Annotated in this window: 14 protein-coding genes and 1 pseudogene; 2 read left to right on the forward strand and 13 right to left on the reverse strand. The window is 64.4% G+C overall.

Annotation, left to right across the window (positions count from 1 at the left end; translation table 11 throughout):
- Window positions 1-73 precede the first annotated feature (73 nt).
- A complete protein-coding gene (locus AC3A6B_RS09705) occupies window positions 74-1,720 on the reverse strand; it encodes an AMP-binding protein (protein WP_487836513.1) in 1,647 nt (548 codons plus the stop codon).
- Window positions 1,721-1,745: 25 nt separating this feature from the next.
- Window positions 1,746-2,339 (reverse strand): 2-hydroxychromene-2-carboxylate isomerase, encoded by a 594-nt coding sequence (locus tag AC3A6B_RS09710; protein WP_487836514.1) that lies wholly within the window; start codon window positions 2,337-2,339, stop codon window positions 1,746-1,748.
- A 159-nt stretch (window positions 2,340-2,498) separates the two neighbouring features.
- Here AC3A6B_RS09710 and AC3A6B_RS09715 point away from each other — a divergent pair, with 159 nt between their 5' ends.
- Both AC3A6B_RS09715 and AC3A6B_RS09720 read left to right on the forward strand, forming a co-directional pair.
- On the forward strand, window positions 2,499-3,239 hold the full coding sequence (locus AC3A6B_RS09715; protein WP_487836515.1) for an SDR family oxidoreductase: 741 nt from the start codon (window positions 2,499-2,501) through the stop codon (window positions 3,237-3,239).
- A gap of 10 nt (window positions 3,240-3,249) precedes the next feature.
- On the forward strand, window positions 3,250-4,236 hold the full coding sequence (locus AC3A6B_RS09720; RefSeq protein WP_487836516.1) for an NAD(P)H-dependent flavin oxidoreductase: 987 nt from the start codon (window positions 3,250-3,252) through the stop codon (window positions 4,234-4,236).
- A gap of 6 nt (window positions 4,237-4,242) precedes the next feature.
- Here the strand turns inward: AC3A6B_RS09720 and AC3A6B_RS09725 are convergent, their stop codons facing one another.
- The 11 genes and pseudogenes from AC3A6B_RS09725 to AC3A6B_RS09775 all read right to left on the reverse strand — a co-directional run.
- Window positions 4,243-5,040 (reverse strand): enoyl-CoA hydratase, encoded by a 798-nt coding sequence (locus tag AC3A6B_RS09725; protein WP_436295776.1) that lies wholly within the window; start codon window positions 5,038-5,040, stop codon window positions 4,243-4,245.
- Window positions 5,037-6,494 carry an AMP-binding protein gene (locus AC3A6B_RS09730; protein ID WP_487836703.1) on the reverse strand — a complete coding sequence of 486 codons (1,458 nt, stop codon included), beginning with the start codon at window positions 6,492-6,494 and terminating at the stop codon, window positions 5,037-5,039. The genes AC3A6B_RS09725 and AC3A6B_RS09730 overlap by 4 nt, the downstream gene beginning before the upstream one ends.
- A 14-nt stretch (window positions 6,495-6,508) precedes the next feature.
- Window positions 6,509-8,287, reverse strand: a complete 1,779-nt coding sequence (locus AC3A6B_RS09735; protein WP_487836517.1) for an acyl-CoA dehydrogenase C-terminal domain-containing protein — start codon at window positions 8,285-8,287, stop codon at window positions 6,509-6,511.
- Between the two features lie 16 nt (window positions 8,288-8,303).
- On the reverse strand, window positions 8,304-9,488 hold the full coding sequence (locus tag AC3A6B_RS09740; protein ID WP_487836518.1) for an acetyl-CoA C-acyltransferase: 1,185 nt from the start codon (window positions 9,486-9,488) through the stop codon (window positions 8,304-8,306).
- A gap of 43 nt (window positions 9,489-9,531) precedes the next feature.
- On the reverse strand, window positions 9,532-11,250 hold the full coding sequence (locus AC3A6B_RS09745; protein WP_487836519.1) for an AMP-dependent synthetase/ligase: 1,719 nt from the start codon (window positions 11,248-11,250) through the stop codon (window positions 9,532-9,534).
- Complete coding sequence (locus tag AC3A6B_RS09750) at window positions 11,247-12,530, reverse strand: ABC transporter substrate-binding protein (protein ID WP_487836520.1); 1,284 nt, start codon at window positions 12,528-12,530, stop codon at window positions 11,247-11,249. The genes AC3A6B_RS09745 and AC3A6B_RS09750 overlap by 4 nt, the downstream gene beginning before the upstream one ends.
- Window positions 12,454-13,236: an ABC transporter ATP-binding protein gene (locus tag AC3A6B_RS09755; protein ID WP_487836521.1), complete on the reverse strand. Its 783-nt coding sequence runs from the start codon at window positions 13,234-13,236 to the stop codon at window positions 12,454-12,456. Before AC3A6B_RS09755 ends, AC3A6B_RS09750 begins: the two co-directional genes overlap by 77 nt.
- A complete protein-coding gene (locus tag AC3A6B_RS09760) occupies window positions 13,237-14,001 on the reverse strand; it encodes an ABC transporter ATP-binding protein (RefSeq protein WP_172217144.1) in 765 nt (254 codons plus the stop codon). It abuts the gene before it with no gap.
- Complete coding sequence (locus AC3A6B_RS09765; RefSeq protein WP_487836522.1) at window positions 13,998-15,071, reverse strand: branched-chain amino acid ABC transporter permease; 1,074 nt, start codon at window positions 15,069-15,071, stop codon at window positions 13,998-14,000. The genes AC3A6B_RS09760 and AC3A6B_RS09765 overlap by 4 nt, the downstream gene beginning before the upstream one ends.
- Window positions 15,072-15,075: 4 nt before the next feature.
- Window positions 15,076-15,948: a branched-chain amino acid ABC transporter permease gene (locus AC3A6B_RS09770; RefSeq protein ID WP_487836523.1), complete on the reverse strand. Its 873-nt coding sequence runs from the start codon at window positions 15,946-15,948 to the stop codon at window positions 15,076-15,078.
- 99 nt (window positions 15,949-16,047) lie between these two features.
- Window positions 16,048-16,260: pseudogene (locus tag AC3A6B_RS09775) on the reverse strand (helix-turn-helix domain-containing protein); the annotation flags it as partial.
- Window positions 16,261-16,374: the final 114 nt, after the last annotated feature.

A 16,374-nucleotide genomic window follows, 5' to 3' on the forward strand; every position in this document is an offset into this window, starting at 1 on the left:
GGCAAAATGTTGTGAATAGAAGGGTTATCCGTTGAGGAGATCGCGCGCTGAGTCAGCGCATATGCCGAGCTGTTCAGCCCACCGAGACACTCTGCGGTCGCAGCTCCTTTCGCAGGATCTTGCCCACGGCTGACTTCGGCAAAGCCTCAACGAAGGTGATGTGGCGCGGCACCTTGTAAGGCGCAAGGAGCTTGCGGCAGTGCGCTTCGAGCTGTTCAGCCACCAACCCGGGTGAGCGGCGAACCACGAACACGTGGGGTGCCTCGGCCGATCGCTCGTCCGGCACGCCGATGCACGCGCATTCGAGCACGTCAGGGTGCATGGCGACCACACCCTCGATCTCGTTGGGATAGACGTTGAAGCCGGACACCAGGATCATGTCCTTCTTCCGGTCCACGATGTACATCAACCCTTGCGCATCCATCGTGACGACATCGCCGGTCTTGAACCAGCCGTCGGCGGTGAATGCCTTGCGGGTCTCCTCTTCCCGATTCCAGTAGCCCGCGAACACCTGCGGTCCCTTGATAAGCAACTCACCCGGCTTGCCCAGCGGGACCGGTTGCCCAGCGTCGTCAACGATCAGGACGTCCGTCGATGGTACGGGCGCGCCAATGGTGCCGTTGCGACCCGGGGCGTTGAAGGTGACGCTGGGCGAAGTTTCGGTGAGTCCATATGCTTCGGTGATCGGCGGGCCGCCTGCCTCCACCCACTTCTTGGCGACAGCCGCCTGGATCGACGCGCCTGCGCCGATGACCAGGCGGCAGCGGGAGAAATCTACCTTCGGAAGTTCAGTCGAGGCCACCATGGCGTTGAACATCGTGTTCACGCCGATCAACATGTCGAAGGGTGCCCGCTGCAACTCGTCGCACAGCGCCTTGCTGTCGCGCGGATTGACAACAAGGCGGTTGTGGGCGCCGCAGGTCAGGGCCATCAAAGTCATGCCAAGCGGGAAGATGTGGTAAAGCGGCAGCGGCGCAATCAATTCCATGCCTTCCAGATCCAATACGAGCCGCAGCCAGGATTGCATCTGCAGCACGCTCGCAAGCACATTGCGGTGCGTCAGGGACGCCCCTTTCGAGACGCCGGTGGTGCCGCCGGTGTACTGCAGGAAGGAAAGGTCCGAGGGTTGGACTTGGTGGGAGACGAAACCGAATGGCGGCAAGGCCGAAATCGCATCGCGCAGCGATACGACCCGGGCGTCCCGGCTGCCGGCCTGCGCCGCGGACTGGGCGGCGGGAGCGAGCAGTACCTGCCTCACGCCTTGCATGGGTACTGTCAGGACATGGCGCATCTGCGTCTGGTCCAGCACCTCGCTTACTAGCGGCACGAACGGCTCTCCGGCGAGCAACAAGGCGGCGCCGGAGTCGCCCAGCTGGTGGAGCAACTCGCGGGTCGTGTAGAGGGGATTCATGGTCACGCCCACCATGCCGGCGCGCAGGATCGCAGCCAAAGCCACCGGATAGAGCAGGTTGTTGTGCAACAGGAGGGCGACGCGATCGCCGCGCTGGAGACCTGCGGCCTGCAACGAGCGCGCGAGCAGCGCCGATGCACGTTCCACTTCGGCAAAGGTCAGGGATTCACCCGCGCAGCTGACCGCGGTGCGCGAGGCGTACCGCGCAAAGGCACGCTCGAGCAAGGTCACGAGCGTCTCGCTCTCCTCAATGTCCAGGTCTCGGGGAAGGCCGGCCGGGTAGGCCGCATGCCAGAGTCGTTGTTCCATGGTTGTCTCCTGATGACGCCGGTGCTCAGGCCGCCAGCGCTTCGCGCACGAAGTCCATCCGGTCCTGGCCGAAGAACATCTGATCGCCGACGAAGATCGTCGGGGCCCCGAACACGCCGCGCTTGACGGCTTCCTCGGTCGTGGCCTTGAGCGCGGCCTTGGTCTCCGGGTCCTGCGTTAGGCGCTCGATCTCGGCCGGATCGAAGCCGCCGGCCTTCAGGATGTCGGCCGTGAGCTGCGGCTCGTTCAGGTTGAGCGCATCGATCCAGAGCGCCTTGAACACGCAGCCGAGCAGTTGCTGCAACTGCTCGGGGCGGCGCAGCTGGACGCCGGTCACCGCGCGCATCAGGAACAGCGTGATGATGGGGAAGTGCACGTTCTCCTTGAAGGGCACCCCATAGCGGCGGGCGTGGCGTTCGTAGTCCATCTGTACGTAGCGCCCCTTGACCGGGATGGTGGCGGGCGAGGCGTTGCCCGTGGCCTGGTAGACACCGCCGAGCAGCATCGGCCGGTAAACGAGTTCCGCGCCGTGGCTCTCGCACATTCCGGGCAACTGCGTCCAGGCCAGGTACGAGGCCGGGCTGCCGACGTCGAAGAAGAAATCAACGGTTCTGCGCATCATGGTTCCTTTAAATTAACGAGCGTTTGGTAAACGGACGCTATTTCATTTCCAGGCGCCTGTCAACGGGACTTGTCTGGTCCGCCAATTCGTTTGACAAACGATCGTGCATTGAATATCGTTGCATAACTGAACGCTCGTTATTTAAAGGAGAGACACATGGACAAGTCGACAGACCCTCGCGGCGTGGCGCTCGTCATTGGCGCAGGCGACGCCACCGGCAGTGCGATCGGCGCGCGATTCGCCCGCGAGGGCTACGTGGCGTGCCTCACGCGCCGATCAGCAGACAAGTTGGAGCCCGCCGTGGAGCGCATCCGCTCGGCCGGCGGCGCGGCATTCGGCTACAGCAGGGATGCGCGCAAGGAGGAGGACGTCGTCGCGCTGATCGACCAGATCGAAAAAGAGCGCGGCCCGATCGAGGTGTTCGTGTTCAACATCGGCGCCAATGTGCCCAGCAGCATCCTGGAAGAGACGGGACGCAAGTACATGAAGATATGGGAGATGGCCACGTTCAGCGCCTTCCTCAACGCGCGCGAGGTCGCCCGCCGGATGGTCGCGCGCGGCCGCGGCACGATCCTTTTCACCGGCGCGACGGCGGGCATCCGCGGCTCGGCCAACTTCGCGGCGTTCGCCGGCGCCAAGCATGCTCTGCGAGCGCTAGCGCAGAGCATGGCGCGCGAACTCGGGCCCAAGGGCATCCACGTTGCACACATTGTGGTGGACGGTGCGATCGACACGGACTTCATCCGCACGCAGTTCCCCGAACGCTACGCGCTGAAGGAACGGGACGGCATCCTGAACCCCGAGCATATCGCGGAGAACTACTGGTACCTGCACACGCAGCCGCGTGATGCCTGGACATTCGAGATGGACCTGCGCCCCTACATGGAAACCTGGTGAAAGACGACACATGAAAACACGCATCACTGAACTCTTCGGCATCCGCCACCCCATCATCCAGGGCGGCATGCACTACGTCGGCTTCGCTGAACTGGCCGCGGCAGTGTCCAACGCCGGCGGCCTGGGGTTGATTACCGGCCTGACCCAGAAAACGCCAGAGTTGCTGGCGAAGGAGATCCGCCGCTGCCGCGAAATGACGGACCAGCCGTTCGGGGTGAACCTTACGTTCCTGCCCACACTGGCCTCGCCACCGTACCCCGAATACATCGCTGCGATCGTCGAGGGCGGGGTGCGCATCGTCGAGACAGCAGGACGCAGTCCTGAGGCCTACATGCCCGCGTTCAAGAAGTTCGGCATCAAGGTCATCCACAAGTGCACCTCCGTTCGGCACGCGCTGAAGGCCGAAGCGATTGGATGCGACGCCGTGAGCGTCGACGGCTTCGAATGTGGCGGCCATCCGGGCGAGGATGACATGCCGAACATGATCCTGCTGCCTAGGGCCGCAGAGGAGCTGAAGATCCCATTCGTAGCCTCTGGCGGGATGGCGGACGCGCGCAGCCTGGTGGCGGCACTCGCTTTGGGCGCGGAAGGCATGAACATGGGGACCCGGTTCGTGGCCACCCAGGAAGCGCCGGTGCACCAGAACGTGAAGGACGCGATTGTCGCGGCAACCGAGCTGGACACCAGGCTCGTCATGCGCGGCCTGCGCAACACAGAGCGCGTCCTGACGAACTCGTCGGTCGAGGAATTGATCCAGATCGAAAAGGAGAAGGGCGCCAATCTCAAGTTCGACGACATCATGGAGCAGGTCGCTGGCGTCTACCCGCGCGTAATGGTGGAAGGCAAGATGGATGCCGGCGCCTGGAGCTGTGGCATGGTGGTCGGGCTCATCCGCGACATTCCCACGGTGCAAGAACTGTTCGATCGCATCATGGACGAGGCCGACCAGCTGATCACCCAGCGGCTAGCGGGATTCCTGGAACCCGTCCCAGCCTAGGCTGTTTCAACGGCCACTCGGTAGCGGAAAGGCCGGCCCGATCGTCGAAAAGTCGGGTTTGCGCTTTTGCAGAAAGGCGCTGAACGCTTCCTTGGCGGCGGGTTCCACCAGCATGCGTTTAAAAATTGAGCCTTCGTCGTCCATTCTCTGCAGCACGGCAGATTGCTGTCCGCTTTTCATCAACCGCTTGATTTCTACCAGGCTGCTGATGGGCTTCGCCGCGAGCCTGGCGGCTTGCCCTTGGGCATAGGCATTGACCTGGGACGCGGGCAAGACCTTGTTGACCAACCCGGTCTCCAGAGCGGCATCCGCGCTCAGGGGCTCGCCGAACAGCAAGGCTTCAGCCGCGCGGTGGTAGCCGAGTAGTTGCGGCAACAAGAGGCTCGAGGCAGCCTCTGGGCACAGCCCCAAATTGACGAACGGCATCGTGAAGGCGGCGTTGTCGCCCGCATAGACGAGGTCGCAGTGCAACAGCATGGTTGTGCCGATTCCCACGGCAGGTCCACACACGGCAGCCAGCAGCGGCTTGGGGAATGCGGCGAGGGCGCGCATGAATGGAAACGCCGGTGCCTCGGAGTCCGTTGTCTGAGTCTTGGCGAAGTCGCCCAAGTCATTGCCGGCTGAAAATATGGTTTCGTGGCCTTGCAGGACGGCAACACGTATCGAGGGATCCGTCGCGGCCGCGCTCAACGCTTCTGTCAGTGCCGCGTACATGGCCCCGGTGATCGAGTTCTTTCTCTCCAGCCGGTCGAAGGAGATCGTGTAGACGCCCGCTTCAGCGCGCGTGAGAATGCCGTTGTTCATGAGGAAGTTCCTTGTTGAAGGTAGCGGTCGCGCAACAGCTTCTTGTAGAGTTTGCCGGTCGCATGCCGCGGAAAATCGGACTCGAAATCGATGCTTTTGGGTGTCTTGCTCGGTCCGAGCAGTTCGCGGCAGCGCGCCATCAGCGCCTCCGCGACCGCCGGTCCGGATTGCTCGGGCCGCGCCGGCTGGATGACGGCCTTGACTTCCTCGCCGAACTCCTCGTTCGGAATGCCGAAAACCGCGGCGTCCGAGACGCGTGGATCCTGCAGCAGCACGTCTTCGATCTCCTGCGGGTAGATGTTGACGCCGCCCGAGATGATGACGAAGTCCTTGCGATCGGTGAGATAGAGATAGCCCTCGGCATCGACATGCCCGATGTCGCCGAACGAGCGCCAGCCTTGCGCGCTGGTGGCGGCGCGGGTCTTGCCCGGATCGTTCCAGTACTCGAATTGGGCGTTGCTCTCGAAGTAGACCTGCCCGGTCTCCCCAGGCGGCAACTCATTGCCTTCGTCATCGAGGATGTGCAGGATGCCGTCCGTGGCTCGCCCGACGGAGCCCTTGTGCGTGAGCCATTCGCGTGAGGTGATTGCCGTGGAGCCGATGCCTTCGGTTCCGGAGTAGTACTCGTCGAGCACGGGACCCCACCAGTCGATCATTTCCTGCTTGACGTGGACCGGGCAGGGCGCCGCGCCGTGAACGGCGTGGATCATCGAGGCCGTGCTGTACCGCTCGCGCACCTGGGGCTCCAGGCGCAGCAGGCGATGGAACATGGTTGGCACCCAGAGCGAATGCGTGCAGGCGAACCGGCCAATGGCGGCGAGAGCACGTTCGGCATCGAATTTTTCCATCACGATGCTGGTCGCGCCGAGATGGATGGCCGCGGACAGGAACCGGTTTGGCGCGCTGTGGTAAAGCGGCGAGGTGGACAGATAGACCGACGATGCATCCAGGCCGAATCCGGCCGCAACCCCGGCGTTGCGGTTGTCTATGCCGTCAAATTTGCCCTCGAATGGCGGTTTGCGAACGCCCTTGGGCCGGCCCGTCGTGCCCGACGAGTACAGCATCTCCCGCCCGGGAGCGAGGAAGGGCGGTGAATCTTCCGATGCCGCAGCGAAGTGCGCGTGCCACCGGTCCATCGAAGAAGATGTGATGGCCACGCGGGCTTGCGAGTCTTTGACGATGTATGCGGAGTCCACCGCCGAAAGGCGCGTCGACATGAGCGTGTAGTACAGGCCGACGCGTTGCGCTGCCAGCGTGAGGAAGAGCAGCTCAGGCGAGTTCTCGAGGCACAGCGCGACGCAGTCATGCTGCTTCAAGCCAAGCGAGAGCAGCGCGTTGGCAGCTCGGTTGGCTTGGCGTTCCAGCTGGGCGAAGGTGAATGCTTTGCCGCTCTCCAGGAAGTGCACGGCCAGCTTGTCAGAGGTGGCGCGTGCGAAATGGCTCAGGTGATACATCGGGGCACGGACCTTTACAGCAGGTCGAGCGCGGGCTCCATGAGCGCGGACGATCCGGCCCGAATTTCCGCGCGGAGTGCCGCAGTCTGCGGCAGTATGCGCTGGAAGTAGAAGCGGGCGGTCGCGATCTTCGAAGCGTAGATCGGGTCTGTCGACTCGGCCTTGTTGATCGACACTTCGGCCATGCGTGCCCAAGTCCATGCAAGGGCCAGATGCCCGACCAGGCGCAGGTAGGGCACTGCCGCGGCTCCGCTCGCATGGGGATCGTCGGCGCATGCGCCCACGAGCTCGGCCGTAAGCTGCCTGACGTCGGCGACCAGTTGGGCCAACGGTTCCGCGAACTCGCGCATGGCTTTGCGTGGCCTGCAGGTTTCGGCAAACGCCCCCGCCATGTCGAGAAGGGCGTTCATGCGCTGGCCATGGTCACCCAGCACCTTGCGTGCGAGCAAGTCCATGGCCTGAACGCCGTTCGTCCCTTCGTACAGTCCGATGATCCGGACATCGCGCAGGTGCTGCTCGACTCCGTTCTCGCGAACGTAGCCGTGGCCGCCGAACACCTGCATCGCGAGCAACGTGGACTCGACCCCGAGATCGCTGGCCATGGCCTTGACGACGGGAGTCAGCAGCCCCAGCAGCTCGCCGGCTTCGGCGCGCCGCGCCGCGTCGGGATGAAGCCGCTGCAGATCGCTGAGCTGCGAAGCCCACAACGCAAGTGCGCGTGCGCCCTCCACATTGGCCTTCTGCGTCAGCAGCATGCGCCGCACATCGGCATGGCCGGCAATCGGATCCGCGCTCTGGTTCGACGATCTCGCGCCCGCCACACGGCCCTGCAGCCGATCCTTGGCATAAGCCAGAGCCTTCTGGTACGCGGCTTCCATGACACCTATGGCGATGACGCCGACCATCACGCGCATGTAGTTCATCTGCACGAACATGCCGGCCAATCCCCTCTCGGCCTCCCCGAGCAGCCAGCCCGTCGCCCCGTCGAAGTTCATGGTGCAAGTCGAGTTGCCGTGGATGCCCAGCTTGTGTTCGATGGAGCCGCAGGTCACGGCATTGCGCGGACCCACGGCGCCGCTTGCGTCCGGGATGAACTTGGGTACGATGAAGAGCGAGATGCCCTTGACGCCCGGCGGCGAATTGGGCATCCGCGCCAATACAAGGTGCATCACGTTTTCCGTGAGGTCTTGTTCGCCGCCGGAAATGAAGATCTTGGTGCCGCTGATGCTGTAAGTCCCGTCGGGTTGCGGGACCGCGCGGGTTCGAAGCAGGCCCAGGTCGGTGCCTGCGTTCGGTTCTGTCAGGCACATCGTGCCGGCCCACTCTCCGGAAGCTATCTTGGGGAGGTAGAGTGCCTTCTGCTCGGCTGAGCCATTGGCGGCCACATTGACATATGTGGCATGCGACATGCCGGGATAGGCCGACCACGCCATGTTGGCGCCCCCGAACATTTCCGTGACAGCGGTGTCGACCACTGAGGGGAAGCCCTGGCCGCCAAACTCCGGGCTGCAAGCCAGCCCATGCCAGCCGTTCCTGGTGAACTCGTCGTACGCGTCCTTGAAGCCAGGCGCTGTCCGCACCACGCCTGGCGCGGGCATTGTGCATCCGTGCTGGTCACCCGCCGCGTTCAGCGGCGCAATCACATCGGACGCGAACTGGCCGGCGGCGGTGAGCACTTGGTCGATCGTGGCCGCGTCGAACTCCGCCTGGCCGCACGCATCCATCATCGATGGGACCTGCAGCAATTCGTGCAGAACAAACTGGAAATCGCGCAGGGGGCTCTGGTAATTCATCTTGCTGCTCCTTGCTTCAAGCGACTTCGAACAGGCCCGCGGCACCCATGCCGCCGCCGATGCACATCGTGACGACAACGTAGCGCGCGCCGCGCCGCTTGCCTTCGATGAGCGCGTGGCCCACCAGCCTCGAACCGGTCATGCCATACGGGTGGCCGATGGTGATGCCCCCACCGTTCACGTTGAGAAGCTTGGGATCGATGCCGAGGCGATCGCGCGAGTAAATCACTTGGCAGGCGAAGGCTTCATTCAGTTCCCACAAGCCGATGTCGCTCACCTTCAGACCATGGGTCTTCAGGAGCTTGGGCACCGCGAACACCGGGCCGATCCCCATCTCCTCCGGTGCCAATCCGGCGACGGCGATGCCGCGATAGATGCCCAGGGGCTTGAGCCCGCGTCGTTCAGCCACGGTGCGCTCCACCAGCACGCAGGCCGATGCGCCGTCAGAAAGCTGACTGGAGTTGCCGGCCGTGATCACGCCGCCCTCGACCACCGGTTTGAGATTAGCGAGGCCTTCGAGTGTCGTGTCCGGCCGGTTACCCTCGTCACGGTCGAGCCGCACATCCCGGTAAGTCACGGCGCCCGTGTCCTTGTCAATCACGGCCATGGACGCGGTGATCGGCACGATCTCGGCGTCGAACAGGCGCTTGTCCTGGGCCATCGCGGTGCGGCGTTGCGCTTCAAGCGAATAGGCGTCCTGCGCTTCGCGCGAGATGCCGTATTTCTTCGAAACAATCTCGGCCGTCTGGAGCATCGGGATGTAGGCGTGCTGGACCTGCGCAACGAGGTTCGCATCGGCCGTTTCCCCGACCCACTTGACAAACGGGTTCTGGACGGCGGAAATGTTTTCCTGCCCGCCGCCCACGGTCACATCCATCCCGTCGACGATGATCTGCTTGGCCGCCGTTGCGACGGCCATCAGGCCGGACGCGCATTGCCGGTCCATGGTCTGACCAGGAACTGACTGCGGCAGTCCCGCGGCCAACGCGGCAAGGCGCCCGATGTTCATGCCCGCCGTCCCGCCGGCCATCGCGGTGCCGATGACGACATCCTCGACTTCCCCGGGGTTGACGCCGGCGCGCTGCACCGCATGACGGATCGCGTGGCCCATCAGCGTGGGCGACTTGATGTTGTTCAGGGCACCGCGAAAAGCCCGGCCGATGCCGGTGCGTGCGGTTGAAACGATGACTGCTTCTCTCATGTAAAAAGCTCCGGGTTGGTTTGGTAGGGATCCTGGACGGCGCTCAGGCGGCGTCCAGCAGATCGGCGTATCGGCGCGCGACCACCCAGCGGCTCAGGCGCAGCGCCGGCGTGAGTTCTTCGTCGCCGGAGCGCAGCGGGCGTGGGATCACCCGGACGTTGCGCACGCGGTGGCGCTCGGGAAGCCGGCCATTCGCGATCTGGACCTGCGCCGCGATCAGCGAATCGATTTCCGGCAGCGCGAGCAGGCTGGTGTAATCAGTGAAAGGCAGCTTGTGCTGCTGCGCGTAGTTCCTGATCCGCTCTTCGTCGAGCGAAAGCAGCACGGTCGTGCGCTCGCCCTTGTGCACGACAACGGCGTCGGCGATGTAAGCACTCTGGCGGAACGCATCCTCTGCAACCTCGGGGCTGATCGGCGTGCCTTTTGCGCAGACCACTCGCGCCTGAACGCGGCCCAGCAGGCGCACGCGCCCCCGCTCGTCGAGGCGGCCCAGGTCGCCGGTGCGCAGCCAGCCGTCTGGGTCCGTCGGGATGTGGGATATCTCGCCTCGTTTCCAGTAGCCGGGAAGCGGGTTGGCGCTGTGTACGAGGATCTCTCCGTCGGGTGCCAGCTTCAGCTGCGCATCGGTGCAGAAGCCCACTTCTGCCAGGCCATAGCAATCGAGTACCGAAACTCCGATGGTTCCGAACCATTCCGCCATGTCGCCCGGACTGGACGCCCCGCTCGTCAGCACCAGCCGCACGTTCTGTAGTCCCAGGGCCGCCCGGATGCGACCGCGTGTCTTGCGCTGCCACCAGCTGGGCCTGGCTGCGGAGAGGCTCGCGGCATAGGCGGCGCGGGCGACTGGAATGGCTTCCTGCATGAACAGCTCGGTCAGGCCCTGCAGCTTTTCAAAGAACCGCGGAGGGGCGAACAGGAAGTGCGGCTCGACCTCGAGCATGTCATTGAACACCGTCGCTGGGTTCTCGGGAAAGTGAAGCAGGCTTTCGTGCACGAGCATCGCTTTGGCCGCCAGCAGCCGTTCGCCATGCTGCGCCAGCGACACGACGGAGAGCGATCGATCCCCCGGGTGCAGGCGCAGCCACTGGCGCGTTGCACGGACTTCCTGCATGAATTCGTGCTGTCGCACGGCGACCAGCCGCGCCGCTCCGGTGCTCCCCGCCGTGCTGGCGAGAAACGCGATGTGATTGCCGTTGCCGGCGTCGATCCGGCTGTCGAACAGGGCGGGCCGCTTGGCGGCGGCTTCGGCGCCGCGGGCGCGCCAGTCGTCATAAGAGCTGACCTGCGCATCGGTGAAGCGCCTGAGGCCGCGGGTCTCCATGACAACGATGTGTCGCAGGTCCGGGCATTGGTCGCGCACGGCCAGCACTTTCATCAATTGATCGGCGTTCTCCACGATCACCACGCGGCTGCCCGCTTCGACGAGCGCATGCCCGACCTGTGGCGCCGTGCTGCACGGATAGATGCCATGCGACACGTAGCCCATCGCCTGCGCCGCCACGTCAGCGATCAGCCACTGCGGGCGATTGTCCGAGAGGATGGAGACGACGTCTCCGGGTGCGAGCCCGGTATCCCCCATCGCGAGGCCGATCGCCCGCGCCTCGGCGAAATAGTCGCCCCAGCGCGGGCCCTGCCAGATGCCGCATTCCTTGTGTCGCAACGCGGGGCGATCACTCCACTGCGCGCAGCGGCTCCGCCACAATTGCGGCAGCGTCGCGATGCGCGCTTCGTCGGCTGCCAGTGATGACGCCACGTGGATCACAGCGAGATCTTGGCCGGGTCGACCACGCTGGACCGCGCCGTCCAACGACCCTGCACCACTTGCTCGACCCGCGTCCATTCCGGGTCGATGTGGTTGTTCGCGAAGCGCTGCGTGTCGTACGAATTCACCCCCTTGAAAGCGGATGCCTGAAGCGCCTTCACCAGCTTCTCGGTCGTCAGATCGCGACCCGCATTGCGCACCTCCTGCAGGAACCAGCTGGTGTAGTCGTAGAAAGTTGCGGCCACATCATCCGGCTCGGCCTTGAAGCGCTTGCGGTAGCTTTCGGCCCACGCCTTTTCTGTGGCGTTGGCCTGGTCGGGCGTGGCGATGCGCCACGTGCCCACGCCATAGACGCCCTCCATCGCCTCCTTCCCCAGGGCGATGGTCAGGCCGGCGCGGCCCGGGCTGGCGGTCAGCACGTTGACGCCGGTCAAGCCGAGCTTTTTGACTTCGGCCGCGACGGCGATCGTTTCGCGTGTCGTGGTCGCGCAGACGATCAGGTCCACTCCCGCCGCCTGCATGCGCGCGACGTGCGAGGAGAAGTCCAGATCCCCGACCTTGTAGCTGGCCTCGGCGGCAAGCGGCATGCCCTTGGCCGCGAGCGCCGCTTTCACGCCCTTTCCGACCAGGTCGCCAAAAGGGCCTTCCTGGTAGACGAAGCCGACCTTCTTCGTGCCCAGATTGCCGGTTGCCCACCGCACCGCCGCCGACGTCGTGCTGTCGTAGTTCAGGTTGGTGGTGAATAGCAGTGGCGTTTGGCCCGCTGCCTGGCGCACCAGGGCCGAGGCGGCATAAGGCGCAAAACAGATCACGCCGGCATCCACGGCTTTTTTCACCGTGGCCACGTTCGGGCCCGAGCCGAAGGGGCAGAGCAGGGCGAAGACCTCGTCCTTCCGGATCAGCTTGTCGACGGCGCGCACGGCTTGCGACGGCTGGCTCGCGTTGTCTTCGATCACCAGCCGGAGCTTGCGGCCATTGATGCCGCCGGCCTCGTTGGCCTCGTCGATGCGCATCTGGATGCCGTTGCGGATCACGGGCATGGCGATCGCCACCGGTCCGGAAAGGTCGAGATGCGTGCCGAGGACGAGTTCCTTGTCGGCAACACCGGCTGCGCGCGCCGGTGTCCACAAGGCGCCTGGCGCCGCGGCAGCAATGCTTGTCTTCAGAAGGGTTCGGCGGTTGAGTGTCATGGGGATTCCTATATCAATGCCAGGAGGAACGTCGACGCGACGGGCGAATGCCGCCGCCGGCAACTTGCGGCAGGTGGTGCGAAGCGCCACCCAGGTAGAACTCTTTGATGTCTTCGCGCTGCGAGAGGGCCTCGCAACTTCCCGCCGCCGCCACGCGTCCGAGTTCGATCACGAAGCCGTGATCGGCGGTCGCCAGCGCGATGGCGGCGTTTTGCTCCACCACAAGGACGGCGGTCTTGGTCTGCTCGCGAATGCGCTTGATGATCGCGAAGATGTCCTTCGTGAACAGAGGTGAGAGGCCGAGCGAAGGCTCGTCCAGCAACAGCAGCTTCGGCCGTGCCATAAGCGCGCGGCCGATCGCCGCCATCTGCTGCTCGCCGCCAGACAGAAGGCCGGCCTGCTGGCGGTGACGCTCCTTCAGGCGGGGAAACCAGTCGTAGATCTGCTCGACGTCCTGCGCGACTTGCGCGTCACGGCGTGCGAAGGCGCCCATGCGCAGGTTTTCGGCCACGGTGAGGAACGGGAATATCTGGCGCCCTTCGGGCACCAGCACGAGGCCGCTGCGAGACACTTCATCCGCGTCCATGCCGCCTATGGGCCGCCCTTCGTATTCGACGGTCCCGTTCGAAGGCGCCAGCACCCCGGCGATGGTGTTGAGCAAGGTCGTCTTGCCGGCCCCATTGGCGCCCAGCACCGTGACGATCTGCGCGGCATGCACTTCGAGGCTGACGCCATGCAACGCCCGAACCGGGCCGTACCAGGTCTCGAGATTGCGGACGGACAAGAGGGTGCTCATTCAGGTCCCCAGGTAGGCCGCGATCACGCGCGGGTCGGCTTGGACTTGCGCCGGCGTTCCGTCCGTCAGCACCTGGCCTTGGTCCATCACGATGACGCGCTTGGCCACCGCGGCAACCAGCGACATGTCGTGTTCCACCATGATCACCGTGATGCCGAGTTCCGCCTGGATGTCCTCGAGCCAGTAGGCAAGTTGGCGCGTCTCGTCGGGGTTGAGTCCGGAGGCCGGCTCGTCCAGCAACAACAACACGGGCTCGGCTGCCAGGGCGCGTCCGAGTTCGACCACCTTGCGTACGCCATAGGGCAACTCGGCCACGGGGCGATTACGATGGGGGGCGAGATCCAGCAGGCGCACCACGTTCTCGACCCGTTCACGCGTTTGCGCTTCCGCCCGTTGGACGGACGGCAGGTTGAGCATCTGCGAGAAGAAGCTGCCGTGGTTCGCCCGGTGGCGGCCGAGCAGCAGGTTCTCCAGCACCGTCGCGCCCTCGAAGAGTTCGATGTTCTGGAACGTCCGTGCGATTCCTTGGCGCACCACATCGTGACGTGCCAGCCGTGAAATGTCGCGGCCGTTGAATCGGATGCTGCCGCTGCTCGCGTCGAATACGCGCGTGATCAGGTTCAACAGTGAAGTCTTGCCCGCGCCGTTCGGGCCGATCACCGCCAGGATCTCGCCGGCCGCAATGGACAGGCTGACATCGCGCACGGCCTTCACGCCGCCGAACGACAGGCTCAGGTGCTCGAGTTCGAAAAAAGCAGCACTCATCGATAGCGCTCCGACTTCATGTAGACCTTGGTGCGGTGGATGCTGCTGGTGCGCACCCAAGGAAACTCGCCGAGCACCTTGCGGATGCGGACCCAGCGTGCGTTCAGTCCGCCGGGCTCGAGCAGCACGAAGAAGGTCAACACGGCGCCGTACACAAACAGCTCCAGGCCGAACTGCGCGCCCACCCTGGCGGGCAGCGCGTCCTTGAGCGCCGAGATGAGCGACGGCAGCAGCCCGATCAGCACAGCGCCCAGGATCGCTCCGCGTAGGCTCCCAAGTCCCCCGATGAACACCATCAGCACTAGTTGCAGTGACAGCGCCAAGCCGAAAGCCTCGGGCGTGATGTGTTGCATCTGGTGGGCGAGCAATGCACCGGCCAAGCCCGAAATCCCAGCCGAGAGGCTGAAGGCGATGACCTTGGTCCGTGCGACGTCGATGCCGAGACCCTGGGCCGCCGCCTCGGAGTCGCGAATGCCAATGAACGCGCGCCCGGTCGCAGAACGCATGAGGTTGACCAGGAGGAGAAGCGCCAGCACAAGCACGACCAGGCAGACGAAATAAAAGGGGCGTGGGCCACCAAGGCTGAACCCGAAAATGGCGGGGTCCGGGACGGGGAGGCCGCTGTGGCCCGCCGTGACGCTTTTCCACCGGCCGAGGACATGCTCGGTCACGATGGCAAATGCCATGGTGACCATTGCGAGGTGCAACCCCGACACCCGGATGGCGGGCATACCGACGAGCAGCCCCGCAATCCCTGCGCCCGCGGCCGCCAGCAGCAGCGACACCGGAAAGGGCATGCCGTTCGTGAGGAGCACCACATGGACGTAAGCGCCGATGCCGACGAACGCGGACTGGCCGAGCGAGGTCTGGCCGGTGAAGCCGGTGAGCATCATCAGCCCGAGGCTGGCGACGCACATGATCAGGATGAAGGTGGCCTCGCCGATGTAATAGTTCGGCAGCACCCAGGGAGCGGCGACCAGAGTCAGCGCGAGCAAACCGTAGGCGACGCGGTCAGACCTGCTGCGTAGCAGCTGCCGTGCTTGGTCGAACCCGGTTTCGTAGCGTGCCATGGCTTCACACCCTCCGGCCGTGGCTCTCGCCCAGGATGCCGCGTGGATAGAGCATGAGAACCGCGATGAGAACGAGGTAAGGCGTAACGTCTTTCACGCCATCGGACAGATAGACACCGGCAAACTGTTCCAGCAGTCCGATGAGCAGCCCCCCGATCACGGCACCTGGCGCGCTGCCGAAACCTCCGAGTACCAGCGCGGCCAGGGCCTTGAGCATCACGAACCACAAGCCCAGATCGACCAGGGTGATGGGGGCGAGCAGCAGGCCGCACAACGCGGCGATGGCGCCTGAGATCGCCCACACGATCGAATTCAGGCGCTTGACGCGCACGCCGCAGAGATACGCGGCGAGCTGGTTCTGCGACGTGGCGTGGACGGCGACGCCCAGTGCGGTGCGGCGCAGGAAAACATACAGAAGGGCCGTGACGCCCATCGCGGCCCCGATGATCACCAGGTTGAGTTCGGCCACGACGCCGCCAGTGATCTGGATCGACTGCCCTGTCCAGGGCGTGGTGTAGCTGCGCGACTCTGGCCCAAAGAACATGCTCACGGCGCCGCGGATCATGAAGCCGATCCCGATGGTTAGCATGACGCCGGCGAACTGCGGCCGGCCCACGATCCTGCGCATGATCTTCGCCTCGAGCAGGAAACTGAGCGCGGCCGTGATGGCCACCACGATCACGAGGCCTGGCCAGAAGGGCAGGCCGGCCCCCACGATGAATCCCCATCCGAGAAAGGCGGACAGCATCACGATGTCCCCCTGTGCGAAATTCAGGATCTCCGTGGCCTTGTAGCTGAGGACGAGCCCCAGCGCCACGAGCCCGTAGATGGCGCCGGTGGAGATGCCCTGCACGATCAATTGGGTGAGTTGCGTCATCAGGTGATCTCAACGGAGGTTTTAGACAAACGTTCGTTTAGTAAACGACCATTGGACTATAGGCGCGCCAGAACGGTGCGTCAACGCCCTGCGGCGCTGCTACGAGAGGGGATTACCCTTAGTTCTTGACCGCATTGCAGCGGCTGCGTCTTCGGGGTCGTGGGCGTCCAGCCAATCGATGTACGGATGTGCGCGGCGAATCGCGCCCTCGCACGCGAGCACGTGCAGGACCTGGTTCACACGCTGGCGGCTGGCGCCCAGCAATCTCCCCAACTCGGCTTGCGTGAGCGCCAGCCCGATGCGAGTCGCCGAGACTTCGCGCGGCGGACAGCAAGGGAACTGCACTGTTCGTCTGAGCGGCGGTTAGGAAACGACCGTTTGTCAAACGGATGGTATGTTATGCTCCTAGCACAGTCAGTTCCAAAT

The organism is Variovorax sp. Soil_C_33, assembly GCF_057656935.1.